A 23046-nucleotide genomic window follows, 5' to 3' on the forward strand; every position below is an offset into this window, starting at 1 on the left:
CCTGGTTGGAAATGAAAAAAAGGCCGGGCGAGCCCGACCTTGCCATATGGTTCTGCGATCTGTGTCCGCGACGGCGGTCAGAGACCTGAACCCGTCCAGGCTTATGCCGCCTGAAGATTTTCGGCGGCAGTTCTGCCTGAGCGCTGGTCGGTGACGACGTCATAGCTGATCTTCTGACCTTCCATGAGGTGCGTCATGCCAGAGCGTTCGACCGCCGAGATGTGGACAAACACGTCCTTCGCGCCGTCCTCGGGCTCGATAAAGCCGAAGCCTTTTGCCGTGTTGAAGAATTTCACGATGCCGGTGTTCATAACAATTTCCTCTCGCTATCGCAGGAATTTACAGCCGGCATTATGCGGGCCGCGCAGTCATCGATTTTGAAAGGGAAGGTCACATCCGCACAATTGGCACAAAAATGAAGCTAAACAGCCAAATTCGATTGGTGAGAACTATCAGTCGATTGTGTCAGGCACAAGGCGACTTTGATTTTTATTTTGTTGCACCTTTCGGAGGCGAGGCGTATCATAAATTTGTCGGCAGCCATGTTCAGGGCGCTGCTGCTTCAGGGCTGTCATGCCCCGGCCCCAACGAAAGGAGGACGCTCATGTCTTCCGAGCTGCAGTTACACCGAAACCTCTTAAGCGTAAGCGGGTCTGGATACCGTGAGAACATTCAGCATCATGAGACCGGTCCATCGAACGCCGCTGCACGGATTGTAAGGCGATTCCGGGCAGTTCTTTCGGCGCCCGACCAGGTCCTGCTGTATTCGCCATCCCTTGGGGGTTCCTGCGCCATGTCGGCCTTGCTGGGCGGGCGAACGGATACGGAAATTCCTCAAAACTGAGTTCCACGCGGCAGCCGCCTTTCCGCCTCGCGAAGCGCATCCGTCGAAGCGGCCTGCCGGGCCGCTTCCTTTCGCCAGACAGGCAACCTTGGAGAAATTCCCATGGCAAAGGGCCAAATGCGAAGTAACCGCGAGGCGCGGAAACCAAAGAAGGAAAAGGCCTCGTCCGCCCCGCCCGCCGTTTCGGGCGCTCAGGTCAAGCTGGCGAGCAGCGGATTGAGCCTCGGCAAGAAACAGCAATAGCTGCCGCGAACAGAGCAACGGGACCCTTCGCGGACGGTTTGGATCACGAGCGTTTCCCACTTCCCGATTGACCGGATCGGCTGGCTTCTGGCGGTGCTGCCCTTCCAGGGAGCGTCCCGACCTCGAGCTCCCGTCGGAACGACTCCGAATTGGCCGGAAATGCTCGGGGTTTCAGTTCATGACGGATATGGCCTGCCGTTCGGCCGAGAGTTCCTTCCGATGCTCGCTTGCGCGCGAAGGGCTGGAGGCCGCTGCGGCGGTTTCCCCGCGTGTTCAGCTTCAAAAAGAGAGGAATTGGGCGATGAAGAGTGTTGATTACCATGCCGCCGCAGGACTCTATCCCTGCAAGACCGTGCGCCGGACGAGCAGGCTTCGATACAAGAGGTTTGACAGCGTGGCGGAAGCGCTCCGTTTTGCAATCGAGGACATGCCCAGCTCGATGCTCCGGGGCTGCGTGCTCGAGGTCGACGAGGACCGCTTCGATGGAATGCAGATGCAGAAGCTCTACGAAGCCGAGGACTATCCGCTTCTCCGACGCAGCCCCTCGGGCCGTCGGCGCCCGTGACGGGGTGCGTCTATCCGGAGAATGTATACCATAAGTCGAAAACAGAAGAACGCAAAACAAAAGGTTGACGCGGATCCAGCGATCGTATATTGAGTGTTCATCGATACTTTGTTTGCTGATATTTGTTTTGGCTGCGCCTCGCGCTTCGTGACGAACTTCCCCCTTCAAAAGTCGAAAACACCGCCGTGCGTCGCCCGGCGGTAATTAACGTTGCTGAGAAAGGGCTCGTTATGGCCACTGGCACAGTCAAATGGTACAATTCCACTAAAGGTTTCGGCTTCATTCAGCCTGACGATGGCAGCGCGGACGTCTTCGTCCATGTTTCCGCTATCGAGCGGGCAGGCATGAACACGATCGTTGAAGGCCAGAAGATCGGCTTTGAACTCGAACGTGACCGCAAGTCAGGCAAGATGTCGGCGGGCATGCTTCGCGCCGCCTGAAGCTTCAGCCGCAGGTGACCACGGATGTACTGGCATCGCGGCGAAAGGTTGGAAAGGCCAGGCATGCGTCTGGCCTTTTTTCTTAACTTGCACACCGCTGCAAATTCTGAACCCGGTCCCGCTCAGGGCGGGACGCGGGGGAGCTCTCGAACTGACGAGTTCCAAAGGATGAGAGATTGAGACACCCGAACGACAACGGCTTTCATGCGCGCCGTACGGCCGCGGCCGAGGCGAAACGCGCACTATTGGAAAAATTCGCATCTGCACCCAAGGCGATCGATCCGCAGATGCGGGAACGATTGGCCGCTCGTGAAGCGGTCGCCATCGCCAGAGAGCAACGCCGGGCCGAGCGGCAAGCGATGAAAGTCGCGGAGCACGCGCGAATGCTCGCGGATGCAGAGGCTCGTGCGGCTGCAGCAGAAGCCGAGCAGGCAGCCGCCAAAGCACAACAGGACGACGTCAAGACTCGCATGATCGCAGACGAGGCGGCCCGCAAGGCGGAACGGGATCGTCGCTATGCCGCCCGAAAGGCGCGCCGGTCCTGACGACCCGAGATGCGCCCGTGATCGGGCGCGAATAACAACACCGCCGTCTGCACTTTCATGCAGCGAAGCGAGTGAACGGATGGTTTTCCGATGAACACTATGATCCAAGCCCCTGCGAAACCCGCCGAAGTCGATGCTGCGGCCTGGTTGAAAACCTTGTCGCGATATCGCCAACCACGGGCACGGCGCAGCGTCTTTGAGCTCTTGGTTACGATCGTTCCCTTCGCGATTTTCTGGTTTCTCGCATATTTCTCCATCTCCCGCGGTCTTTGGCTGGGGCTGATATTCGTCGTACCCGCTGCCGCGTTTCTCTTGCGCCTGTTCATGATTCAGCATGATTGCGGGCACGGTTCGTTTTTCGCTCGTCGCGGTATCGATGACTGGGTGGGGCGTCTGCTCGGCGTACTTACCTTGACGCCTTATGACTACTGGCGTCGCGCTCATGCCGCCCACCACGCCTCGGCCGGGAATCTGGACGAACGGGGCGTCGGCGACATCACGACCCTTACGGTTGCCGAGTATCGTTCGCTCTCCCGCATGGGCCGTCTCGGTTACAACCTCTACCGGCACCCGCTGGTGATGTTCGGCATCGGTCCCGCGTGGCTGTTCCTCTTCAAACAACGTCTGCCGTTCGGAATGATGCGATCGGGCGCCTTGCCGTGGGTGTCGACGATGGCCACCAACGCTGCCATCGCCGTACTGGCAGGCGTGCTGGTGTGGCTGATCGGAATCGGGCCCTTTGTTGCCATTCACCTGCCGATCGTGCTCTTGGCGGGTGCGGCCGGCGTCTGGCTCTTCTATGTCCAGCATCAATTCGAGACGACCCACTGGGCCAAGGGCGACGACTGGCATTTCCCGGAGGCGGCGCTTCACGGCGCTTCCCATTACGACTTGCCGCTGGTGTTGCGGTGGATCACCGGCAATATCGGCATTCACCACGTGCATCACCTGTCGAGCCGCATCCCCTATTACCGGCTCCCGGAGGTGCTTCGTCATCACCCGGAGCTCGCTTCCATCGGACGTATCACGCTGTGGGAGAGCCTGAAGTGCGTGAAGCTCGTCCTCTGGGACGAGAGAAGCCGAAAACTCCTCTCCTTCCGGGATGCCGCGCAGGTTACAGCCGGCGCGTGAATGCGTTGCAGCCGGCTGCTTGCCGGCCGCGCTTCCTCACCAAGACAACGAAAGACGACGATGATCGAACTGACACCGATACAGATACGAGGTCTGAAACTCGCAAAGGACGGCGATTTGTTTCTCCAGGACGGCAAGAAATGGACGCATCTCGACGCCACCGAAACCTATGCAAAGACGGACCGGTTCAAGGAACGACCACAGAAGGTCAAATTCCTGAAGACCAGCACGCTGAATGAACTGACCGAACTCGGTCTTCTGAAGAGGCTCAATCCCGAAGCGCAGACAGAAGAATCCGCCCACGCCATCACGATGGCGGGAAAGATGTGGCTTCTCAAGAACAAGTGACGCCCGCAAGGGAGCATTGGCCGTGCACCACCAAGACGCATTCTCGGTGCGGGTGGCGGACATCTTCTTCAGCGCATTCGTCGGAACACGAATCTCCGCCAAGCCCCTGTCGCTACGGCAGGGTCGCGGAGCTTCGGTCTTGGGTCTCAGGTCGGCGTTGCACCGCGATGGCGGATCCGTGCTGCGCGATGCCCCTGGCGGCGAGCATTCCTGGATGCCGTCACGCCGCCAGCAGGGGCGAAAAATAGGGATTCTCCAGAACCCCGGCGCCTGAAACGCTGTGGTGGGCGACGAAGCCCCTTTCTCCGAGGTCACCGTTTCGCAGCAGGGACAGGAGTCCTGCCGCGTAGCCCGCCGCGACGGACGTCATCGCGTTGAAGGGGCCGAGGGCCGGGCTCGGGCGGAACCGATAGGACGACGAGGCTTCGAGCTTGCGTGCACCCCTCGCGGAGCGCGCCGTCAGGAACATCACCAGCTCGTCCTCCTCGATGATGGGCAGACCGTTGAGCAGGAGCGAGCGCAGCATGTCGCGGCGGTTCCTGAGGCCGAGGTCGTCGAGGAGGAACTGCATGTGCTCGAGGTGCCCGGGATAGCGCAGCGTCTTGAAGGTGACGTTGCCGACACCGGCCGTGGCGAACATTGCGAGATCCTTCAATCCGCGCGAGGTCGTGAAGCCTTCATAGGTCACGCCGTCGAGCACGACGTGTTCCTTGCCCTCGAGTGGCGCGAGATGAACGCGCTCTCCACCGCGCAGCGCCTCGCAAGGCATCGTATATTCGTCGATCAGTCCGTCGATGTCCCAGATCTGTCCGTAGCCGAGGCGGTTCGTCGGCAAGCGCGGTATGGAGCCGACGCGGATCGTCAGTTCGGAGACTGGCGCACACCGGGCAACGAGGCTGCTTGCAATGTTCTCGACGAGACCCGGCGACACGCCGCAGCCATTGAGCACGACACGCTCGCCGGCGAGCGGCTCCAGCGCCTGCCGGGTGTCGGCATGTAGTGGCGAGAAATCGAGGAAATGCGTGCCCGCCGATGCCGCCGCCCGGGCGATCGCCGGCACTGCCCGCTCGGGCACGGCCGCGACCGTGACATCGCTCTGCTTCAGGAGGTTCGCAAGCGGCTCGTGCGAGCCGAGGTGGTGCAGAGAAACAGGCAGGTTCAGATCCAGCAGCCGGTCGAGAGCCTCTTCCGAAGGATCGATGACCTCTACGGCAAAGCCTCCCGCCGTGCCGAGGCAGGCGGCAAGCGCCGAGCCGATACTGCCTGCGCCGACGATCGATACGCGGAAGCCAACCATAGGTTTACCCTCTGAAGCGTGAGACGAACGCCTGAAGGCGCGGGTTCTGCGGGTTGAGAATGACCTCGTCGGCCGATCCGGATTCGGCGATGACGCCCTGATCGAGGAAAAGCACGCGATTGGCGACCTCGGCGGCGAACGCCATTTCGTGGGTGACGATCGCCATGGTCATGCCGGCGTCCGTCAGCTGGCGAATAACCGTCAGGACCTCGCCGACCAGTTCGGGATCGAGTGCGCTGGTCACCTCGTCGAGCAAGAGAACCTCGGGGTCCATGGCAAGTGCACGGGCGATCGCCACCCGCTGCTTCTGTCCGCCCGAGAGATGGCTCGGATAGGCGGCATGCTTTTCGGCGAGGCCGACCTTGGCGAGCAGGTCCATGGCGCGTTCCTCGGCTTCTCGGCGGGGCGTCTTGCAGACCACGATCGGGCCTTCCGTGACGTTCTGGAGAACGGTCTTGTGCGGAAAGAGATTGAAGTGCTGGAAGACCATGCCGACATGGCGGCGAAGCGTGCCGATGCCGATGTCGCCGTCCTTGTCTCGGAAACGGTCGCCGACCTTCTTCTGGCGAAAGAGGATCGTGCCGCCGCTCGGGATCTCCATCATGTTGAGACAGCGAATGAAGGTCGACTTGCCGGAGCCTGACGGACCGATCAGCGCCACCACCTCGCCGCGGGCAAGGCTGAGATCCAGCCCCTTGAGGACCTCGAGCGGGCCGTAGCTCTTGCGTAGCGATACCGCTTCGATGACCGGGGCGCTTGTTTCTTTGTTCATGCTCATGGTCGTACCGTTTCCTTAGTCGCTCGCCCTGAGGCGTCTTTCGATCCAGTCGGCAGCCTGCGTCAGCGGCAGGAGCATGACGATGTAGAGCCCGGCCATGATGGTGTAGGACTCCAGCGGCCGGTAGGTCTGCCCGTTGACGACGGCCGCCATGTAGGCGAGGTCGGCGACGGAGATCACCGAGACCAGCGAGGTGTTCTTGAACTGGATCACCGACTGGTTGATGAAGGAGGGCAGCATGCGCTTGATCGCCTGCGGCAGGATGATCCGCGTCATCGATTGCCAGGGGCTCATGCCGATGGCGGCGGCCGCCTCGCGCTGGCCACGGTCGATCGAGACGATGCCGCCGCGGAAAATCTCGGCGTAGAAGGCGCCGACATAGAGCGAAAGCGTCAGCATGGCCGCCACGCGATTGTCGATGGAGCCGCCGACCAGCAGCGGGAAGGCATAGTAGAACCAGAGCAACTGGACGAGAAGCGGCGTGCAGCGGAAGATCTCCTGGTAGACCCGCGCCACCGCCTTGAGAATCTTGAAGCGCGACAGACGCGCTCCGCAGGTGGCGAAGCCGATGATCACGCCGAAGAAGATCGACCCGAAGGTATAGAGGACAGTGATCCACAGCCCTTCGAGAAAAAGGTCGTAGAAGACCCAGACCGAGTGGAAATCCCATTTATAGGTCATCTTGGTCTTCTCTCCTGCAGGCGTTTCCACCGCCAGAGTGGCGGGTGTTACTGGCTCTCATGGTCGTTCCCCATCTTCTTCGTGATCCGGGACTGGCGTGGTCCAGCCACGGTTTCATGGTCCTATCTTCCGCGGCGGGCGGCAATGCAAAGCTGCGGCGGGCGCTTACCGCATTTCTTGGAAGGCGGCCGTGGCCGCGCTGTAGCGGCCGAGGATTCCGGTGAGGCGTTCGCGGTTCGCGTCCGAAACAGGCACCATCGGCAGGCGAAGTTCCGGACCGGCGAGGTTCGATAAGGCGAGTGCCGCCTTGACCGGTCCGGGATTGGACTCGATGAACATCCCTTCCGTGAGCTCGGCGATGATGTCGTTGAGCGCCAGCGCGAGGCTGGTGTCGCCGTTCTCCCACGCCTTTACCATCTCGACCATCTCGCGGGGCGCGACGTTCGCGACGACGCTCGTGACGCCGCAGGCGCCGAGAGAGAGGAAGGGCAGGGTGAGGCCATCGTCGCCGGAGTGGATGATCAGGTCATTGCCGCAGGTGCGCCGCAGTGCGGTCACGCGGCCCGGATTGCCGCCGGCCTCCTTGATCGCCACGATATTGGCGTAGCGCTCCGTCAGGGCGGCACAGGTTTCCGGGGCGATTTCGACGCCGCAGCGGCCGGGGACGGAATAGAGCATGATCGGCAGGGTCGTCGCTTCTGCCACCGCGCCATAATGGGCGACCAGTCCGGCCTGGGTCGGCTTGTTGTAGTAGGGCGTGACCACCAGCAGCGCATCGGCTCCGGCTGCTTCCGCCGCCTTTGCCTTCTCGACAGCCTTTTGAGTATTGTTGGCGCCAGCGCCGGCAACGACAAGCGCGCGGCCCTTGGCGAGTGCTGCGGTGCGGGCGATGAGCTCGACCGCTTCCTCATCCGACAAGGTAGCGGCCTCGCCGGTGGTGCCGACGGGAACGAGGCCCCTGACGCCGGCCGAGAGCTGCCGCTCGACGAGCGCGTCGACGGCGGCGATGTCGACGCTGCCGTTCCTGAAGGGGGTGACGAGTGCGGTGAAGACGCCTTTGAAGCGGTGGGCCAAATCCTGCATGTGCCTCGATCCTTTCCTGTCTCTTGTTACCTGGCCAGACTGTCGGCCAGCGTATAGCGCCCGTTGGCGCGTGGTTCCGATATCAGCCATTCGGCTGCTGCAAGTGCGCCTTCCGCGTAGGCCGCAAGCGTATGGACGCGGTAGGTGAAGGCGACCTCCGCCGAACCGAGATCGAAGCGGACTTCGTTGACGCCGACGGTGTCACCTTCGCGATGGACGGCGATCGGCGGCTCGGGCGCGGCAAATCCCATGACCTGACTGCGCGTCGCATGCAGTTCGCCTGCCAGAAGTCGCGACGTGCCGGACGGCTCGCTCTTCTTGCGCGCGTGGTAGATCTCGGCGACGGAAGGCTCCGCCGCAGCCATGCGACGCATGAAATCGACGGCGCCGAGGCGGAAGGCCTCGAAACCACGTGCGAAATTGGCGCTGACCAGCATCGGCCGGTATGCGGCGTAGCGTGCGAGCGCCTCGCTCTCCTCCGCGGAGAAACCGGTCGTGCCGATCACCATGGGAATGGGTTTCTCGCCGACCAGCGCCTGGAAGGCGAGGCTTGACGCTGGCGTCGAGAAATCGATGACGACGTCGCAATGGCTGTTCATCGCACGGTCGGCCGGCCGGTATTCGATGCTGCCGCCGGCAACCGGCGTGCCGCAGAGCCGGGACACGGGGGAGACGAAGGCCGCCGCCAGTTGCAGGCCGGGATTGGCCAGGACGAGCTCGACCAGCCTTGTGCCGACGCGGCCGGATGCGCCGAGAATGCCTACTCTCATCGTCCCGGCCCTCAATCGATCACCACCTTGGGCTCGGACATTTCCCTGAGCGCAATGCGGACCCCTTCTCGGCCGAGGCCTGAGCGTTTCACACCGCCGAACGGCACGTGTTCCGCCCGGAAGTCCGGACCTTCGTTGATCATGACGCCGCCGACCACGAGGTCGCGGGAGAACTGCCTGATGACCGCGTGATCGTTGGTGAAGACGCCAGCCTGCAGTCCGTACTCCCCGGCATTGACTTCCGCGATCGCTTCGGCCGCTTCATTGAAGGTGCGGATGGCGATGACGGGGCCGAAGGTTTCCTCCGCGATCACCGGCGCGTCGGCGGTGATCTCCGAAATGACGGTCGGGGCAAAGAGCGCGCCGGCGTGATTGCCACCGGTCAAGAGCTTGCCGCGCTTGCTGGCGATGGTCGCATCGATCCGTTCCTGGACGTTCCGCGCGGCGGCCGCATCGATGAGGGGACCCATATCGGTGTCGTCGAGGGAAGGATCGCCGAACTCGACCGCGTCGACTTCGGCGAGCAGCTTCTCCGTGAACGCCCGCTCGATGTCGCGGTGGAGATAGAGTTTCTTGACGGCCGCGCAGCTCTGGCCGGCGATCTCGAAACGATGGCCGATCGTGGTGGCGACCGCCTTGTCGAGGTCCGCGTCCGGCATGACGAAGAGGGGATCATTGCCACCGAGTTCCATCAGGCAGCGGACGAGGCCACTCGCGTTCTTCAACGCGAGACCCGCCGCCGGGCCGCCGGTAAAGGAGAGAAGGTTGATCGGCGAGCGGGCGAGCGAGAGGGCCGCGTCGGCGCCGCCGTGGACGACCTGGAAGAGATTGCGGGGCCAGCCGGCCTTTTCGGCCAGCGCGCAAAGCCTTTCGGCCGCGAGCGGCGCCTTCGGCGAGGGCTTGGCGACGACCGCGTTGCCGGCTGCAATCGCCGGGCCGAGCTTGTGGCAAAGAAGGTTCAGCGGATAGTTGAACGGGGTTATGGCGGCAGCGACGCCGACGGGTTCGTAAGTGATCGTTGCCAGCCGGTCGGCTCCCCCCTCGACGATCGCGCAGTGGAGCGCCTCGCCGTCGAGGAAGGTCGCCGCATCGCCCGAGAGTTTCAGCGTGTTCTGGGCCCGACGGACCTCGTTTCGGGCTTCGCGAATGGTCTTTCCCATCTCCGACGAGATGATCCGGGCCAGCTCTTCGGCATCCGCTGCGATTTCGGCGGCAAGGGCATTCAGCAGGCTGCGACGGAGCGCCGGCGTGGAGCGCCGAAATTCCTGCTGGGCGATCTTCGCCCGGGTCACGGCCGCGGCAATTTCGGACGGCGTGCTTTCGGCGACGTCGCCGACGATGTTGCCGTTGAACGGGTTGCGGACGGTGATCGTCGAACCGGCGTTGAGGGTCGCGACTTGGGTCATCATTGGGCCTCTTCTAGTCTTGCTGTTCGTCTCGAGGGGTCGTCTCTTCGGCACGGGCGGCGACGAGGGCGCCGATCGCCACGGGACGTGTCGGCCAGCGTCGGCCGGTCAGATCCTCAGGGGAGGGGGGCGGTCGATCGGGGGCGAGTGCTGCCATCAGGGCTGCGGTGTTGTCGGCGCAGAACCGCCCCTGGCAGGACCCCATGGCGAAGCGACCGTTGTGCTTCACTTCGCGTCCACTCGGGATGTCCGGCCCGGCACATAGCCGTTTCAGGTCGCCGACGGTGCGGTTCTCGCAGCGGCAGAGGATTGTCTCGTCCGGCAGCCGCATCAGAGGATCAGCGCCATCGACCGGCCGGAAGAGACGGGCAAGGACATCCTGCGCCCGCCGCAGTCTTGCGATTTCCCGCTCCTGCCGCCAGCCCGTGCCGGCGAGCCGTTCGAGGATTTCGCCGGCCGCACGCCGGCCGTCCGCGATCGCCGCCTTTGCGCCAAGCGCCTCCCGGCAATCGCCGGCGCGCAGGATGACGGGAAGCGACGCGTCCTTTGCGGCTTCGGGGGGAAGCCCGAATTCGTTGGGCCGAATGCCGTCGTGAAGGCCGATGCGATCGACGTCGAAGACATGCTCGCGGCCGCGGCCGTCGCGCACGACGGCGCGCAGCAGTCCCTTCTGTCGCCGCTCGATTCTGGTGATAGATGCTGCCCTCATCCAGGGGATACGATGGAGATGGACTGTCCGCAGATAGGACAGCGCCTCGGTCACGAGTTCCGGATAAGCGCAAAGCCCGATGCCGGCCGCAAACCGGCGGATGGGGTCGCCGGCCTCAATGATGGCGACGGGAGGATTGCCGAGCTTCGCCATCTGCGCGGCGACCGCAATGAGGAGCGGGCCGTTGCCGGCGAGCAGAACGCGCCCGCCTGGTGCCCGGCCGGTTTCCTTCATCATCACCTGAAGGCCGCCCGCCGTCGACACGCCGGCAAGCTGCCAGCCGGGACGAGGCAATACCTTCTCCACAGCGCCAACGGCGAGGATCACGCCTCGTGCCGCCACTTTCCGGATCTTTCCGGCATGACGATCTTCGATGAGCACGAGGCCGGCTCCGTCGATGCCGACGAAGACGCAGGCATGCCGGACTGCAACGCCACTTGCGGCAAAGTCATCGGCAAGCGCGCGCCAGCGCCGCTCGGCGCCCGTCGCCTGCCGCACGGGGCGGGCTCCGGCGATCGGCTGGCGATAGATCGCACCACCGATGGTCTCGCGTTGCTCGATGATTTCGACCGAGAGGCCGGCACGGCGGAGCTCGACGGCCGCGGCCAACCCGGCGGGGCCGGCACCGACGATCAGGACATCGACGTCAATCATGGCGCGCCCCTAAGCTTTCGACCTTCATTCCTGCACGCGCGGGCGTCAGGCAGGCTTCGCGCATCACGCCGTCGATCATCGCCAGACAGCACTGGCAGGCGCCGATCCCGCAGAAGTAGCGTGCCTCCACGGCGAGGGAGTCACGGCCGAGCATCGTGATTCCGGCCGCATCCAGTGCCGCGGCCACGCTTTCGCCCGGGCGGAATGGAATCTCCCGGCCCATGAAATCGAAGAGATGCCCACTCATGCCGCCACCTCGATGCCGGCAAACCGGGCGGGATCGAACGGGGCGAGATCGATGGACGGCTCCTCGTCGCAGGCGAGCTCGACGATTGCCTTGGCAGCGACCGGACCGAGACAGATGCCGTCGCCTTCGAAGCCCGTGCTGACATAGGCATTGTCGAGACCCGGCAGGCGGCCGATGAGCGGCAGTCCGTCAACGACCGCGGTGCGTACCCCGGCAAAGCTTCGCAGCAGCCGGACCTCGGCGAGGCCGGGAACCAGCGCAACCGCATCCGCGAGAATGCGTGACACGGCATCGAGATCGTTCGATCGATGGTCGTCGGTATCCTCGCGTGTGCCGCCGATGAGAAACTGCCCGGTGGTCAGCGGATCGATCACCAGCCCGATCCCGCGAGCGGGCTTGCCGGCGGCGGCCTTCTGGCTGCCCTTGCTGAGAAGATAGCGCCCGGACATGATCGCACCCGGCATGGCGGCGTTGAGGTGCGGTGCGCGCTCCGTGACGAGGAGCTGCCCCTTGCGCGGCGCGAGCGTGTCGCGAAGGCCGAGCAGATGCGCCGATCCGTTCCCGGCCGCGAGGATAACCGCGTCGGCCTTCAGAACGCCTTTGGTGGTCTCCACACCCTCGGCACGTCCGCCGGAGACAAGAAGCCGGCGCACCGGCTCGTCGCGGCGGACGTTTATGCCGCCGGCCGTCAGCAGGCGATGGACGATCCGGTAGCCGATCGCGTGCCCCTCATCGTGGACCTCGACCGCCATTTCGGCGCTGCGTGAGAGCACCGGAAAGCGCCGTGCGGTCTCGGCGCGAGAAAGTCTGTCGACACGCACGCCGGCGCACGAAAGAGCTTCGGCATGGGCGTGGAGCACCTCCGCCTCCTGTTCCGACGAGGCGACGATGAAGGTCGAACGGGCCTTGAAGAGATCGGCGAACAGGCCTTCGCCGGCGAGCGCGCGGTAGAGCCGGATGCCGCAGAGTGCCGCCTCCATCAACGGGCCCGACCGCTTGCTGGCGACCGAGACGGCGCCGTCGGCGGCCCCCGTTGCCGCAGCCGCGGGAGCGCTCGCTTCGACGACCTCAACGTTCACGCCGCGCCGGGCGAGGAAATAGGCGGCGGCCGCGCCGGATATCCCCGATCCGATGACGATGGCTGATGCTGGCGGGCGGAACTTCATATCATTTGACCGAGATTTTTGCGTTCGATACATCTGATATTGGCGAAGTGCGGCCTCGCCCGTCGATACAAGATGACGGCCTTCCCAGTTCACGAAATTTGTATCCGCTGGAAAGAGAAGAACCCATATGCCGAGACCGGGTATCAAGGGGACCAGCGATGGCGAAGATCAGCCTTACTCTCATCCAGACCTTCTACCAGGTGGCACGGCACGGCTCCTTTTCGGGGGCCGCACGCGATCTCAACCTGAGCTACCAGTCGGCCGCAAACCACGTCCGGCGGCTGGAGCAGATCCTCAAGGGCAAGCTCATCGACAGCGAGCAGGGGGCGAAGAGGATATCGCTGACGCCCCGCGGCCGCGCCCTCTACAATCTCCTCCATCCGGAGCTGGATATCATGCTCGAACGGCTCACCAAGCTGATCGAGAGCCAGCGCTCGTCACTTCGTGTCGGCATGCCGCAGGCCATCTTCTTCTACCTGTTCCCGAAGGTTCTGGCGCGTTTCCGCGAGAGCTTCCCGGAAATGGAGTTCGCCGTTTACGAGCGTGACACGGTGCTCGCCGAGCTCGTCAAGAACGGCAGCCTCGATATCTGTATTTCCGAGCGCTATTTCGGCGATCCCGTCGTGCCGCAGCGGCTTCTCGGCAGTTACCGGCTGAGCCTCGTCTATCCCCGCGTGTGGGGCGAGGCGCCTGCCGTGGCGGGGATCCCGGCCTGGGCGGAAGGCCGGCCGTTCGTCACCTACGAGCCGGGCCAGACACTCAGAAACCTGTCGGTCGACTTTCTTGCACGTGACGGTGCGGTCGTTCAGCCGGTCATCTCGACGTCCGGCAGTTCGAGTGTCAAACGCTGTGTCGAGGAGGGACTCGGCTTTTCGATCATCCCGTCCTGGTGCATCGGCCCCGAAGACCATACCATTGCTTCGGTCAAACTGGACACGCTGCCGGAGGTGCGGGTCTATTTCGGCACTGCCGGCTTCCTCCAGAAACATCCGATGGTCCTGAAGCTCTTCGAGGATTGCCAGCGCGAACTGGTCGGACCCGTGCTCGACCCGCCGCAGGGCGGCGACTTCCCCCGTGATACCCTTTGAGCGGCAACATACAAAAATGCCGATAAGTGTGTCCGGTTCTCTAGCATTGTGCCGCTTCCGTTCGGCGATACGCTGTCCATGGCCGCAATTGCTTCGACGGAAACCGGCGGATGCAAGGCGGGTAGACAATCGTTCTCGGGGAACAAGGGAGAAACCCAACATGCAGATTTTCGCCAAGCTTTGCAGCATGGCCGCGGTCGCGGCATCGCTGTTTGCGACATCGGCCTCGGCCGGCACGATCGACGACATCCGCTCGCGCGGCGTCCTCAGGATCCCGGCCATCCTCAACGAGGTGCCCTACTTCAACAAGGATCCCCGCACGGGCGAGTGGCAGGGCTTCGTCATCGACATGGCCAGTGACATCGCCAAGACCTTGGACGTGAAGCTGGAAGTCGTGGAGTCGAGCTGGGCGAATGCCATTCTGGACGTGCAGAGCGGCAAGGTCGACATGGCCTTCGCGGTGACCGCAACGCCGGTGCGCGCCATGTCCGTCTCCTTCTCGGATCCGACCTACTACAACAGCTTCGTGCTCGTTTCGGCCAAGGACGAACTGACGGGCAAGGCGTGGAACGAACTGAACGACCCGAAATATACCTTCGCCGTCGACCTCGGCTCGGCACAGGACCTGATGGCCACCCAGTATCTTCCGAAGGCGAACATGCTGCGCTTCAAGACGCGCGACGAAGCCATCGTCGCCGTGACCACCGGCAAGGCCGACGCTCTGGTCAACACCATGCTGAACGGCCTCGTCATCTCCAAGAAGGCCCCGACGATCGGCAACGTCAAGGTTCCGACGCCGGTCCTTTCCACACCGTCGGTCATCGCCGTCAACTACGGCACCGATGAAACCTTCAAGAGTTTTGTCTCCGCCTGGGCCGAATACAATCGTCGCATCGGCAACAACCAGACCTGGATTCTCAACAGCCTGAAGCCCTTCGGCATCGAACTGACCGACATGCCTCCCGGCTTCGGCTTCGGCGGCTGAGGCTGTCATAGACCGTCACAACCCTTCACGGTCATCCGGACGAACTGTCGCCGGCGAGCATGAAAGTGCTCGCCGGCTTCCGGTTGCATGGGCCACGGGGTAGGGAGAGGTTACGCAAACCTGCCTTGACGTCTTGGCATTACGCACTGCCGAACTCGGGCAAGGCTCCCGGGTAAAGCCGCCAAACGGCCTGGAGAGGACACCTTGATTTCGTGGTCCTCCGGTCTCGTGCCAGTCTCTTCATCGGCAGCCAAAGTGCTCTGTCGTCACGACGCTGCCTGCCGGTCGCGCAAAGTCTCGGCAGTGCACAACCTGCGATCCGGGCAGACGCGGATTCAGGTCCAGAAATGACCATTTTTTAGCCGCCGAATCGCCTTGACACATTTTTGTGCTGGACCTAACAATTTCTACCAATTGGTAAAAAATGGGGAACCCGAAAATGACCAGCGAGATCATGCTTACCCGGCGCACCATACTGGCGTCTGGCCTGGCGCTTGGCGCCTCTTCCTTCATTTCACCGTTGCGCGCCGCCGAGCCGATCAAGGTCGCCGGCATCCATGGATCGCCGGTCGAGAACGCCTGGAATTCCGTCCTTCACAAGGCGTTGCAGGACGCCGCTGCCGAAGGCGTGATCGAATACGTCTTCTCCGAAGGGGTCTCCGGCACGGACTATCCGCGGGCGATGCGCGAATATGCCGAGCAGGGCGTCAAGCTCGTCATCGGCGAGACCTTCCCCGTGGAGAAGCAGGCGCGCGAGGTGGCGGCGGACTATCCGGAAACCGCCTTCGTCATGGGTTCGAGCGGACAGGAATCGGGAGACAATTTCGGCGTCTTCGGCACCTGGAATTTCGACGGCGCCTATCTGGCGGGGATGCTCGCCGGCAAGATGACCAAGTCGAATGTCGTCGGTTCCGTCGGCGCTATGCCGATCCCGGAGGTCAACATGCTGATCAACGCCTTCGCGGCGGGCGTCAAGGCGGTCAATCCGGACGCCAAGCATCTTGTGACCTTCATCGGTACCTTCTTCGATCCGCCGAAGGCGCGTGAGGCGGGCCTTGCCCAGATCGACGCCGGCGCTGACATCCTCTTCGGCGAGCGCATCGGCACGGCGGACGCCGCCAAGGAGCGCGGCATCAAGTCCATCGGCTCGCTGATCGACTATACGCCGCGCTATCCGGACACGGTCTTCGCGAACGCGCTGTGGAATTTCCGGCCGATCCTGAATGCGGCACTTGCCGACGTCGCAGCCGGCAAGCCGACCGGCCGCGACTACACGGCCTACGGCCTGATGAAGGAAGGCGGAAGCGACATCGTCTACGTGAAGGGTGTGGCACCCGCCGACGCGGAAGCCGCAATGGAGGCCAAGCGCGCCGAGATCAAGGCCGGCACCTTCGAAGTGCCGAAGATCATGGACGCGCCGAAGTAAGCTTCGTCCATGCAGGCGGATGCAACGGCACTGGCCGGGGCGATCGCAAGCGGTCGCCTCACCAGCACCGAGGCCATGCAGGCCTCCCTTTCGGCTTGCGAGGCCCTGGCGGATCTCGGGGCCGTCGCCTATACGGACGCCGCCAGAGGTCTGGACGCAGCTTCGCGCATTGATGCTGTCGCGTCCGATGCGCCGCCGCGCCGCATGATGCCCTTTGCCGGCGTCCCGACGCTCGGCAAGGATCTCGGCGGGCCTTTCGCCGGGTTTCCGATGACGGCGGGGTCGCGGCTGATCGCAAGGCGGGGCGGTCTTATCGATTCCGACCTTGCCGAACGTTTCCGTGCCGCGGGCCTTTGCCTCTTCGGCCTCACCACAAGTCCGGAGTTCGGTCTTTCCTTGGCGAGCGAGCCGGCAGCAGGCCCGATCGCCCGCAATCCGCTTGCACCGGAACTGTCGGCCGGCGGCTCGTCAGGCGGTGCGGCCGCTGCGGTCGCGGCCGGCATCGTCGCGATCGCGCACGCGACCGATGCGGGCGGGTCGATCCGTGTGCCTGCTGCCTGCTGTGGCCTTGTCGGACTGAAGCCCAGCCGCGGCCTGATGCCGGCAGGCCCGCATTTCGGAAATCATCTCGCCGGCATCGCAAGCGAGCTTGCGGTCTGCCGGTCGGTGCGCGACACATCCCTGATCCTCTCGGCCCTCGGCGGCGAGGCGAAAGGTCCGTTTCCGCCCGTGGCGCGCAAGGACGCAGGGCAGGAGCGGTTGCGTATAGGTCTTCTCATAGACACCGGGGCGGAATTCCCGACCGAGGCGGAGCGGCTTGCGGTCGTCGAGGCGGCGGGCCGCTTCCTGGAGGTCGATGGTCACACGCTGGTTCCGGTCGATTTTTCGGCACTGGAAGCGATTGTGGCGACGAGCCGCCGCGCCTTCGCCGACATCGTCTGCATCAACCTTGCCGACACCGTCGCCCGCTTCAACCTCGACGCCTCGAAGACGGAGCGTCTGACCCAGGCCGTCATCGAACGTGGTCTGTCGCTCTCGGCGCGCGCACTGTGGCAGAGCCTGAACGCCATGGTCGTTGTGAGCCGGGATCTATGGCGCCTTTTCGACGGTATCGATTGTCTGCTTTGTCCCATCCTGTCATCGGCGCCGTTGCCGGTCGGCTCCTTCCTAACCGATCATGCCGATACGGATCGCCATTTCGAGCGGATGGCGGCCTTCGCGCCGCTTGCAGCGCTCGCCAACGCCTCCGGATTCCCGGCGGTCACGTTGCCCTTCGGCGCGGATACCGACGGCCTGCCGCTGCCGGTGCAACTGATGGCGCCGATGGGAGAGGAGGCGTTGCTGTTGCGACTCGCCGCACGGCTGGAGCAGGATGGGCGCTGGCAGCATCGCTTTCCCGTTGCAGGATTGAACGCATGAGCACCCCGGTTCTGGAAATCCTCGGCGTCAGCAAACGCTTCGGCGACAACCTCGCCAACGACGACATCTCGCTGACGCTGGAGCGGGGCGAGATCGTCGCGCTGCTCGGCGAGAACGGTGCCGGAAAGACGACGCTGATGAGCATTCTCTTCGGTCATTACATGCCCGACAGCGGTCGTGTGTTGGTCGACGGCCGGGAATTGCCGCCAGGACGTCCCCGTGCGGCGATCCGCGCCGGCATAGGCATGGTGCATCAGCATTTCTCGCTGGCGCCGAACCTGACGGTGCTCGAGAACGTCACGACCGGCACGGAAAGCCTCTGGTCGTGGCGCTTACGCCGCGCCGAGGCGCGGGAGAAGCTTCTCAATATCTCGGAACGCTTCGGCCTCAGGGTCGACCCCGATGCGCGGCTCGGGGACCTTTCGGTCGGCGAGCAGCAGCGGGTGGAAATCCTCAAAGCCCTCTACAACGATGCGCGCATCCTGGTGCTCGACGAACCGACCGCGGTATTGACGCAGATCGAGGCGGAACGGCTGTTTTCGACCCTGAAGGACATGGCCGCGAACGGGCTCTCCCTGATCTTCATTTCCCACAAGCTGGACGAGGTCATGTCGACCGCCGACCGCGTCGTGGTGCTGCGTGGCGGACGCCGTGTCGCCGAGCGCGCGACGTCGGAGACCAGCAAGGCGGAACTCGCCGAACTGATGGTGGGGCGCACCGTCATTCGGCCGGTGCGCGAGCCGTCGACCCCGGGCGAGGTCGTCCTGGAGGCGGCTGCCGTCACCGTCCGGACGGGTGGGGTGGACAGGCTCAAGTCCGTCGATTTCAGGCTTCATGCCGGCGAGGTGCTCGGCATTATCGGGGTCTCCGGCAACGGCCAGGCGGCGCTGGCGCAGCTGCTCTCAGGCATACTGCCGAAAACCTCCGGTGATTTCCTGCTGTTCGGTGACCCCGTCGATGAGCTTTCCGTCGCGGACGTCATCGCCGCCGGCATCGGGCGCATTCCCGAGGACCGCAACAGGGAAGGTGTGATCGGCGAGATGGCGATCTGGGAGAACGCCGTCCTCGAGCGGCTGCCGGCCTTCTCCCGCCGGGGCCTCGTCGACCGGCAGGCGGGGATCGCGTTCGCCGGAAAGATCATCGAAGCGTTCGACGTGCGCGGCGGTTCTCCGGCAACCCGGACCCGGCTTCTTTCCGGGGGGAACATGCAGAAACTCATTCTCGGGCGCAATCTGATCAACCGGCCGCGCATCCTTCTTGCCGCGCAGCCCGCCCGCGGGCTCGACGAGGGTGCGGTTGCCGCCGTGCACGAACGCATCCTGGAGGCGCGGCGGCAGGGAACGGCGGTTCTCCTGATCTCGGAGGATCTGGACGAGGTGATGGCGCTTGCCGACCGGATCCAGGCAATTGTCGGCGGAAGGCTGTCGCCGCCGGTTTCCGCGGACGAGGTTTCCGCGCGCAAGCTCGGCCTGATGATGGCCGGCGAATGGGAAAGCGAGGTCGCCCATGCGGTTTGAGCGGCGTGAACACAGACCGGTGGCGCTGGTGGTGGCGACGCCGCTGATCGCGATCGCCGCGGCGCTCGCCATTGCCGGCGTTCTGATCGCCGTCGCCGGGGCGCCGGTCCTCGATGCCTATTGGGGTATCCTGAAGGGAGCTTTCGGCTCCCGGCTTTCGGCGACGGAAACGTTGACACGGGCGACACCGCTGATCCTGACCGGTCTTGCCGCGGCCGTCGCCTTCCGCGCCCGCCTCTGGAACATCGGCGCGGAAGGGCAACTCTATCTCGGTGCGATCACCGTCGCTTGGGCGAGTTCGCACCTCTTCGGCGGGCTTTCGCCGGCACTGCAAATCCCGCTGCTTTTCACGCTTGGCGCCTTGGCCGGCATGGTGCTCCTCCTCGTGCCGCTCTGGCTCAGGCTGCGGTTTTCCGTCGACGAGGTCGTGACGACGCTGCTCCTGAATTTCGTCGCCGTGCTCTTCGTCTCGATGCTGATCGACACGGTGCTCAAGGACCCCATGGCCTTCGGCTGGCCGCAATCGCAATCGGTGACCGACGAGGCGATGCTGCCGAAACTGCTCGCCCGCTCGCGCCTGAATCTCGGCCTGCCGGTCGCGGTGGTGCTCGCCCTCGTGCTGCATTTCGTGCAGTCGCGCACCGTCTTCGGCATGCAGTCGCGGGCAGCGGGGCTCAATCCGCAGGGCGCGGCCTTCGCCGGGGTTCCGCTCGGGCGCACGCTGGTCGCCGTCGCCTGTCTGTCAGGCGGACTTGCAGGCCTTGCGGGTGCCGTGGAGGTGATGGGCGTCAAGGGCTACGTGACGACCGATCTCTCGCCCGGTTACGGCTATTCCGGCATTGTCGTCGCGATGCTCGCCAATCTCAGTCCATTGGGCGTCGTGCTGGCAGCGCTCTTCACCGCGACCATGTTCGTCGGCGCGGACGGCATGAGCCGCAGCATGGGCATTCCGAGCTACATCGCCGACGTGATCGTGGCGCTCTCCCTGCTGACCATGCTGGTCGCCGTCTTCTTCACTCAATACAGGATCCGCCGATGACAGAGGTTCTCGACATCGTCGCCTCCGCCGGCCTCTGGACGGCGGTTCTCCGGATCGCCACGCCGCTGATCCTCGGGACGCTCGGGGCGCTGCTCTGCGAGCGCGCCGGCGTGCTCAACCTCGGCATCGAGGGCATCATGACCTTCGGCGCCATGATCGGCTGGCTCGCGGTCTATAACGGCGCGGATCTCTGGACGGGTTTTCTGGTCGCGGCGCTCGCCGGGGGGATGTTCGGCGTGCTGCATGCGGGGCTCACCGTCACGCTCGGCCTCTCACAGCACGTGTCGGGGCTCGGCGTCACACTTTTTGCCGCAAGCTTCAGCTACTATGTCTTCCGCCTCATGGTGCCGGTCGCCGGTACACCGCCCACCATCGTTCCATTCCAGCCGGTTTCGATCGAGGGGCTCAGCGACTTGCCGTTCGTCGGCCCGGCGCTCTTTTCCCAGACGCCGCCGACCTATCTCGCGATCCTGCTTTCGCTCGCGCTCGCCTATCTCGTCTTCCGCACGCCGCTCGGTCTTGCGATCCGCATGACGGGCGAGAACCCGCACGCGGCGGAGGCGCAGGGCATCAATCCGATGGCCGTGCGATACGGCGCGGTCATTGCAGGCAGTGCGCTGATGGGCATGGCGGGCGCTTTCCTGACGCTTTCCGCCTTCAACAGCTTCTTCCCGACCATGGTGCAGGGACGCGGCTGGATCTGCATCGCGCTTGTCGTCTTCGCCTCCTGGCGCCCGACCCGGGCGCTTCTCGGCGCGCTGCTCTTCGCCTTTTTCGACGGTTTCCAGCTCCGCCTGCAGACGGTGCTGGGCGGCGTGGTTCCCTACCAGCTTTTCCTGATGATCCCCTATATCCTGTCGATTGCGGCGCTGGCACTGATGTCCCGGCACGCCCGTGTTCCGCAGGCACTGATGCAACCTTACCGGCGCGGCGAGCGCTGACCCGACGAGGCCGACCATGTTCGATCTGATCATCCGAAACGCCAACCTGCCCGATGGTTCCCAAGGTTTCGACATCGGTCTTGCCGGTGGAAAGATCGCAGCGATCGACAAACGCATCGACGCGGCAGCCCGCGAGGAGATCGACGCGACGGGACGCCTCGTCAGCCCGCCCTTTTGCGATCCGCACTTTCATATGGATGCGACGCTCTCGCTCGGCCTGCCGCGCATGAACGTCTCCGGCACGCTTCTCGAAGGCATCGCCCTCTGGGGCGAGCTGCGGCCGCTGCTGACGAGGGAGGCGCTGGTCGAACGGGCGCTGAGTTACTGCGATCTCGCCGTCACCCAGGGACTTCTCTTCATTCGCAGCCATGTCGACACTTCAGACCCGCGGCTGGTGACGGCCGAGGCGCTGATCGAAGTGCGGGAGCGGGTGAAACCCTATATCGAGCTGCAGCTCGTCGCCTTCCCTCAGGACGGGTACTATCGCGCGCCCGAGGGCGAGAAATCGCTCGAACGCGCCCTCGACATGGGCCTCGACATCGTCGGCGGCATTCCGCATTTCGAACGAACGATGGAGGACGGCCGTCGCTCGCTCGAGGCGCTCTGCCGGATCGCTGCCGAGCGTGGCCTCCCCGTCGATATCCACTGCGACGAAACGGATGACCCGATGTCGCGGCATATCGAGACACTGGCGGCCGAGACCGTGCGCCACGGGTTGCAGGGACGTGTGGCGGGCTCGCATCTCACCTCCATGCACTCGATGGACAACTACTACGTCTCTAAACTCATTCCGCTGATGGCGGAGGCCGAGATCAACGTCATCCCCAATCCGCTGATCAACATCATGCTGCAGGGTCGCCACGACACCTATCCGAAGCGCCGCGGCATGACGCGGGTGCGCGAACTGATGGCCGCAGGTCTCAACGTCTCCTTCGGGCAGGACTGCATGATGGATCCCTGGTACGCGATGGGCTCGGCCGACATGCTGGAGGTCGGTCACATGGCGATCCATGTGGCGCAGATGGGCGGCATCGAGGACAAGAAGCGGATCTATGAGGCGCTGACTGTCAACTCGGCAAAGACGATGGGCCTCGAAGGCTATGGGCTTAACGTCGGCTGCAAGGCCGATCTCGTCGTGCTGCAGGCCGCGGACGTCGTCGAAGCCTTGCGGCTCAAGCCGACGCGGCTCCTGGTGGTGAAGGGCGGCAAGGTCATCTCCCGTTCGGCGCCCCGCATCGGCGAACTCTTCCTCGAAGGCCGCCCCGCCAGCATCGACCCCGGCCGGGACTACGTTCCGCGCTCCTGAGCGGGCCATTTTCGTTCCCCTTGTGCGGGAAGAGAACCGGACGGGCGGTGAAGGGCGAGCGGATCTCCGTGCAGGTGGAGATCTGCCGGACCGAGGCGTTCTTGTCGTCGCTTTGAGCGGGTGGGTGTTCGAAGAGGATGCACGAGGCCGACCCGCTCAACGGAGATTTGCAGGATCTTTTTCTTGAGGAAGAAGAAGCGACGAAATGAATGGTTTCAGGACTGTTCGAATCTGCGTCGGGAGCCATGACATGAACACCATCCAACGCATCTTGGGCATCGTCTGATGTGCCCTCTCCCATATCGCGAGCGCTCCGTTTTCGCGATCCCGCTCCGTCAGGGAGGATATGTGGGTTGGGGCTTGTTGCGAGTGGCGCCCAAAGGAAAGGTCGTCTTTGTCTATCTCTTCGGGTCAAAGT

The 23046-nt window shown here is 64.0% G+C and carries 23 protein-coding genes; 13 read left to right on the top strand and 10 right to left on the bottom strand.

From position 1 onward, the window contains the following. Nucleotides 1–101: 101 nt before the first annotated feature. On the bottom strand, nucleotides 102–311 hold the full coding sequence (locus NHF53_RS03155; RefSeq protein WP_252833066.1) for a cold-shock protein: 210 nt from the start codon (nucleotides 309–311) through the stop codon (nucleotides 102–104). Between the two features lie 1077 nt (nucleotides 312–1388). Between NHF53_RS03155 and NHF53_RS03160 the strand changes: the two genes are divergently transcribed. From NHF53_RS03160 to NHF53_RS03180, 5 genes are all read left to right on the top strand, one after another. Then, nucleotides 1389–1652: a hypothetical protein gene (locus NHF53_RS03160; RefSeq protein ID WP_170141892.1), complete on the top strand. Its 264-nt coding sequence runs from the start codon at nucleotides 1389–1391 to the stop codon at nucleotides 1650–1652. Nucleotides 1653–1882: 230 nt separating this feature from the next. Next, nucleotides 1883–2092 (top strand): cold-shock protein, encoded by a 210-nt coding sequence (locus NHF53_RS03165; protein WP_112690504.1) that lies wholly within the window; start codon nucleotides 1883–1885, stop codon nucleotides 2090–2092. A 176-nt stretch (nucleotides 2093–2268) separates the two neighbouring features. Beyond that, nucleotides 2269–2637, top strand: coding sequence for a DUF6481 family protein (locus NHF53_RS03170; RefSeq protein ID WP_114363922.1), 369 nt, complete (start codon nucleotides 2269–2271; stop codon nucleotides 2635–2637). Nucleotides 2638–2727: 90 nt separating this feature from the next. Next, on the top strand, nucleotides 2728–3768 hold the full coding sequence (locus tag NHF53_RS03175; RefSeq protein WP_252833067.1) for a fatty acid desaturase: 1041 nt from the start codon (nucleotides 2728–2730) through the stop codon (nucleotides 3766–3768). 60 nt (nucleotides 3769–3828) lie between these two features. Next, on the top strand, nucleotides 3829–4116 hold the full coding sequence (locus NHF53_RS03180; RefSeq protein WP_252833068.1) for a hypothetical protein: 288 nt from the start codon (nucleotides 3829–3831) through the stop codon (nucleotides 4114–4116). Between the two features lie 220 nt (nucleotides 4117–4336). Here NHF53_RS03180 and NHF53_RS03185 read toward each other — a convergent pair whose 3' ends face one another. The 9 genes from NHF53_RS03185 to NHF53_RS03225 all read right to left on the bottom strand — a co-directional run bounded on the left by NHF53_RS03185 (nucleotide 4337) and on the right by NHF53_RS03225 (nucleotide 12907). Next, on the bottom strand, nucleotides 4337–5413 hold the full coding sequence (locus NHF53_RS03185; RefSeq protein WP_252833069.1) for a saccharopine dehydrogenase family protein: 1077 nt from the start codon (nucleotides 5411–5413) through the stop codon (nucleotides 4337–4339). Between the two features lie 4 nt (nucleotides 5414–5417). Beyond that, complete coding sequence (locus NHF53_RS03190; RefSeq protein WP_308218622.1) at nucleotides 5418–6191, bottom strand: amino acid ABC transporter ATP-binding protein; 774 nt, start codon at nucleotides 6189–6191, stop codon at nucleotides 5418–5420. Nucleotides 6192–6206: 15 nt separating this feature from the next. Beyond that, on the bottom strand, nucleotides 6207–6872 hold the full coding sequence (locus tag NHF53_RS03195; protein WP_252833070.1) for an amino acid ABC transporter permease: 666 nt from the start codon (nucleotides 6870–6872) through the stop codon (nucleotides 6207–6209). Between the two features lie 165 nt (nucleotides 6873–7037). Next, nucleotides 7038–7955 (bottom strand): 4-hydroxy-tetrahydrodipicolinate synthase, encoded by a 918-nt coding sequence (gene dapA / locus NHF53_RS03200; protein ID WP_252833071.1) that lies wholly within the window; start codon nucleotides 7953–7955, stop codon nucleotides 7038–7040. A gap of 26 nt (nucleotides 7956–7981) precedes the next feature. After that, entirely contained in the window at nucleotides 7982–8725 is a 744-nt protein-coding gene (locus NHF53_RS03205; protein ID WP_252833072.1) for a dihydrodipicolinate reductase C-terminal domain-containing protein, read from the bottom strand. 11 nt (nucleotides 8726–8736) lie between these two features. Continuing rightward, nucleotides 8737–10134 carry an aldehyde dehydrogenase family protein gene (locus NHF53_RS03210; RefSeq protein ID WP_252833073.1) on the bottom strand — a complete coding sequence of 466 codons (1398 nt, stop codon included), beginning with the start codon at nucleotides 10132–10134 and terminating at the stop codon, nucleotides 8737–8739. 10 nt (nucleotides 10135–10144) lie between these two features. Next, the gene (locus NHF53_RS03215; protein ID WP_252833074.1) at nucleotides 10145–11494 is read right to left on the bottom strand and encodes an FAD-dependent oxidoreductase; all 1350 of its coding nucleotides are present in this window, start codon (nucleotides 11492–11494) and stop codon (nucleotides 10145–10147) included. After that, entirely contained in the window at nucleotides 11487–11741 is a 255-nt protein-coding gene (locus tag NHF53_RS03220; protein ID WP_252833075.1) for a 2Fe-2S iron-sulfur cluster-binding protein, read from the bottom strand. Before NHF53_RS03220 ends, NHF53_RS03215 begins: the two co-directional genes overlap by 8 nt. Beyond that, nucleotides 11738–12907 carry an FAD-binding oxidoreductase gene (locus NHF53_RS03225; RefSeq protein WP_252833076.1) on the bottom strand — a complete coding sequence of 390 codons (1170 nt, stop codon included), beginning with the start codon at nucleotides 12905–12907 and terminating at the stop codon, nucleotides 11738–11740. The genes NHF53_RS03220 and NHF53_RS03225 overlap by 4 nt, the downstream gene beginning before the upstream one ends. Before the next feature lie 158 nt (nucleotides 12908–13065). Here NHF53_RS03225 and NHF53_RS03230 point away from each other — a divergent pair, with 158 nt between their 5' ends. The 8 genes from NHF53_RS03230 (at nucleotide 13066) to NHF53_RS03265 (ending at nucleotide 22628) form a co-directional block, all read left to right on the top strand. Beyond that, nucleotides 13066–13995 carry a LysR family transcriptional regulator gene (locus tag NHF53_RS03230; protein ID WP_252833077.1) on the top strand — a complete coding sequence of 310 codons (930 nt, stop codon included), beginning with the start codon at nucleotides 13066–13068 and terminating at the stop codon, nucleotides 13993–13995. Nucleotides 13996–14155: 160 nt separating this feature from the next. Next, nucleotides 14156–14980 (top strand): transporter substrate-binding domain-containing protein, encoded by an 825-nt coding sequence (locus tag NHF53_RS03235; protein WP_252833078.1) that lies wholly within the window; start codon nucleotides 14156–14158, stop codon nucleotides 14978–14980. A 439-nt stretch (nucleotides 14981–15419) separates the two neighbouring features. Beyond that, on the top strand, nucleotides 15420–16406 hold the full coding sequence (locus tag NHF53_RS03240) for a BMP family protein (RefSeq protein ID WP_252833079.1): 987 nt from the start codon (nucleotides 15420–15422) through the stop codon (nucleotides 16404–16406). Between the two features lie 9 nt (nucleotides 16407–16415). Beyond that, nucleotides 16416–17825 (top strand): amidase, encoded by a 1410-nt coding sequence (locus tag NHF53_RS03245; protein WP_252833080.1) that lies wholly within the window; start codon nucleotides 16416–16418, stop codon nucleotides 17823–17825. Continuing rightward, nucleotides 17822–19342 carry an ABC transporter ATP-binding protein gene (locus tag NHF53_RS03250; protein ID WP_252833081.1) on the top strand — a complete coding sequence of 507 codons (1521 nt, stop codon included), beginning with the start codon at nucleotides 17822–17824 and terminating at the stop codon, nucleotides 19340–19342. The genes NHF53_RS03245 and NHF53_RS03250 overlap by 4 nt, the downstream gene beginning before the upstream one ends. Further along, entirely contained in the window at nucleotides 19332–20381 is a 1050-nt protein-coding gene (locus NHF53_RS03255) for an ABC transporter permease (RefSeq protein ID WP_114363905.1), read from the top strand. The genes NHF53_RS03250 and NHF53_RS03255 overlap by 11 nt, the downstream gene beginning before the upstream one ends. Continuing rightward, on the top strand, nucleotides 20378–21322 hold the full coding sequence (locus tag NHF53_RS03260; RefSeq protein WP_252833082.1) for an ABC transporter permease: 945 nt from the start codon (nucleotides 20378–20380) through the stop codon (nucleotides 21320–21322). The genes NHF53_RS03255 and NHF53_RS03260 overlap by 4 nt, the downstream gene beginning before the upstream one ends. A 16-nt stretch (nucleotides 21323–21338) precedes the next feature. Then, nucleotides 21339–22628: an amidohydrolase family protein gene (locus tag NHF53_RS03265; RefSeq protein ID WP_252833083.1), complete on the top strand. Its 1290-nt coding sequence runs from the start codon at nucleotides 21339–21341 to the stop codon at nucleotides 22626–22628. The last annotated feature ends 418 nt before the right edge of the window (nucleotides 22629–23046 follow it).

Origin of the sequence: Ciceribacter sp. RN22 (assembly GCF_024054295.1) — a bacterium.
In the GTDB taxonomy this organism is placed as follows: domain Bacteria; phylum Pseudomonadota; class Alphaproteobacteria; order Rhizobiales; family Rhizobiaceae; genus Allorhizobium; species Allorhizobium lividum.

Bases quoted from the DNA above. Each gene is read 5' to 3' on its own strand.
- NHF53_RS03155 (WP_252833066.1), bottom strand. From the start codon at position 311: ATGAACACCGGCATCGTGAAATTCTTCAACACGGCAAAAGGCTTCGGC.
- NHF53_RS03160 (WP_170141892.1), top strand. From the start codon at position 1,389: ATGAAGAGTGTTGATTACCATGCCGCCGCAGGACTCTATCCCTGCAAG.
- NHF53_RS03165 (WP_112690504.1), top strand. From the start codon at position 1,883: ATGGCCACTGGCACAGTCAAATGGTACAATTCCACTAAAGGTTTCGGC.
- NHF53_RS03175 (WP_252833067.1), top strand. From the start codon at position 2,728: ATGAACACTATGATCCAAGCCCCTGCGAAACCCGCCGAAGTCGATGCT.
- NHF53_RS03180 (WP_252833068.1), top strand. From the start codon at position 3,829: ATGATCGAACTGACACCGATACAGATACGAGGTCTGAAACTCGCAAAG.
- NHF53_RS03185 (WP_252833069.1), bottom strand. From the start codon at position 5,413: ATGGTTGGCTTCCGCGTATCGATCGTCGGCGCAGGCAGTATCGGCTCG.
- NHF53_RS03190 (WP_308218622.1), bottom strand. From the start codon at position 6,191: ATGAGCATGAACAAAGAAACAAGCGCCCCGGTCATCGAAGCGGTATCG.
- NHF53_RS03195 (WP_252833070.1), bottom strand. From the start codon at position 6,872: ATGACCTATAAATGGGATTTCCACTCGGTCTGGGTCTTCTACGACCTT.
- dapA (WP_252833071.1), bottom strand. From the start codon at position 7,955: ATGCAGGATTTGGCCCACCGCTTCAAAGGCGTCTTCACCGCACTCGTC.
- NHF53_RS03205 (WP_252833072.1), bottom strand. From the start codon at position 8,725: ATGAGAGTAGGCATTCTCGGCGCATCCGGCCGCGTCGGCACAAGGCTG.
- NHF53_RS03210 (WP_252833073.1), bottom strand. From the start codon at position 10,134: ATGATGACCCAAGTCGCGACCCTCAACGCCGGTTCGACGATCACCGTC.
- NHF53_RS03215 (WP_252833074.1), bottom strand. From the start codon at position 11,494: ATGATTGACGTCGATGTCCTGATCGTCGGTGCCGGCCCCGCCGGGTTG.
- NHF53_RS03220 (WP_252833075.1), bottom strand. From the start codon at position 11,741: ATGAGTGGGCATCTCTTCGATTTCATGGGCCGGGAGATTCCATTCCGC.
- NHF53_RS03225 (WP_252833076.1), bottom strand. From the start codon at position 12,907: ATGAAGTTCCGCCCGCCAGCATCAGCCATCGTCATCGGATCGGGGATA.
- NHF53_RS03230 (WP_252833077.1), top strand. From the start codon at position 13,066: ATGGCGAAGATCAGCCTTACTCTCATCCAGACCTTCTACCAGGTGGCA.
- NHF53_RS03235 (WP_252833078.1), top strand. From the start codon at position 14,156: ATGCAGATTTTCGCCAAGCTTTGCAGCATGGCCGCGGTCGCGGCATCG.
- NHF53_RS03240 (WP_252833079.1), top strand. From the start codon at position 15,420: ATGACCAGCGAGATCATGCTTACCCGGCGCACCATACTGGCGTCTGGC.
- NHF53_RS03245 (WP_252833080.1), top strand. From the start codon at position 16,416: ATGCAGGCGGATGCAACGGCACTGGCCGGGGCGATCGCAAGCGGTCGC.
- NHF53_RS03250 (WP_252833081.1), top strand. From the start codon at position 17,822: ATGAGCACCCCGGTTCTGGAAATCCTCGGCGTCAGCAAACGCTTCGGC.
- NHF53_RS03255 (WP_114363905.1), top strand. From the start codon at position 19,332: ATGCGGTTTGAGCGGCGTGAACACAGACCGGTGGCGCTGGTGGTGGCG.
- NHF53_RS03260 (WP_252833082.1), top strand. From the start codon at position 20,378: ATGACAGAGGTTCTCGACATCGTCGCCTCCGCCGGCCTCTGGACGGCG.
- NHF53_RS03265 (WP_252833083.1), top strand. From the start codon at position 21,339: ATGTTCGATCTGATCATCCGAAACGCCAACCTGCCCGATGGTTCCCAA.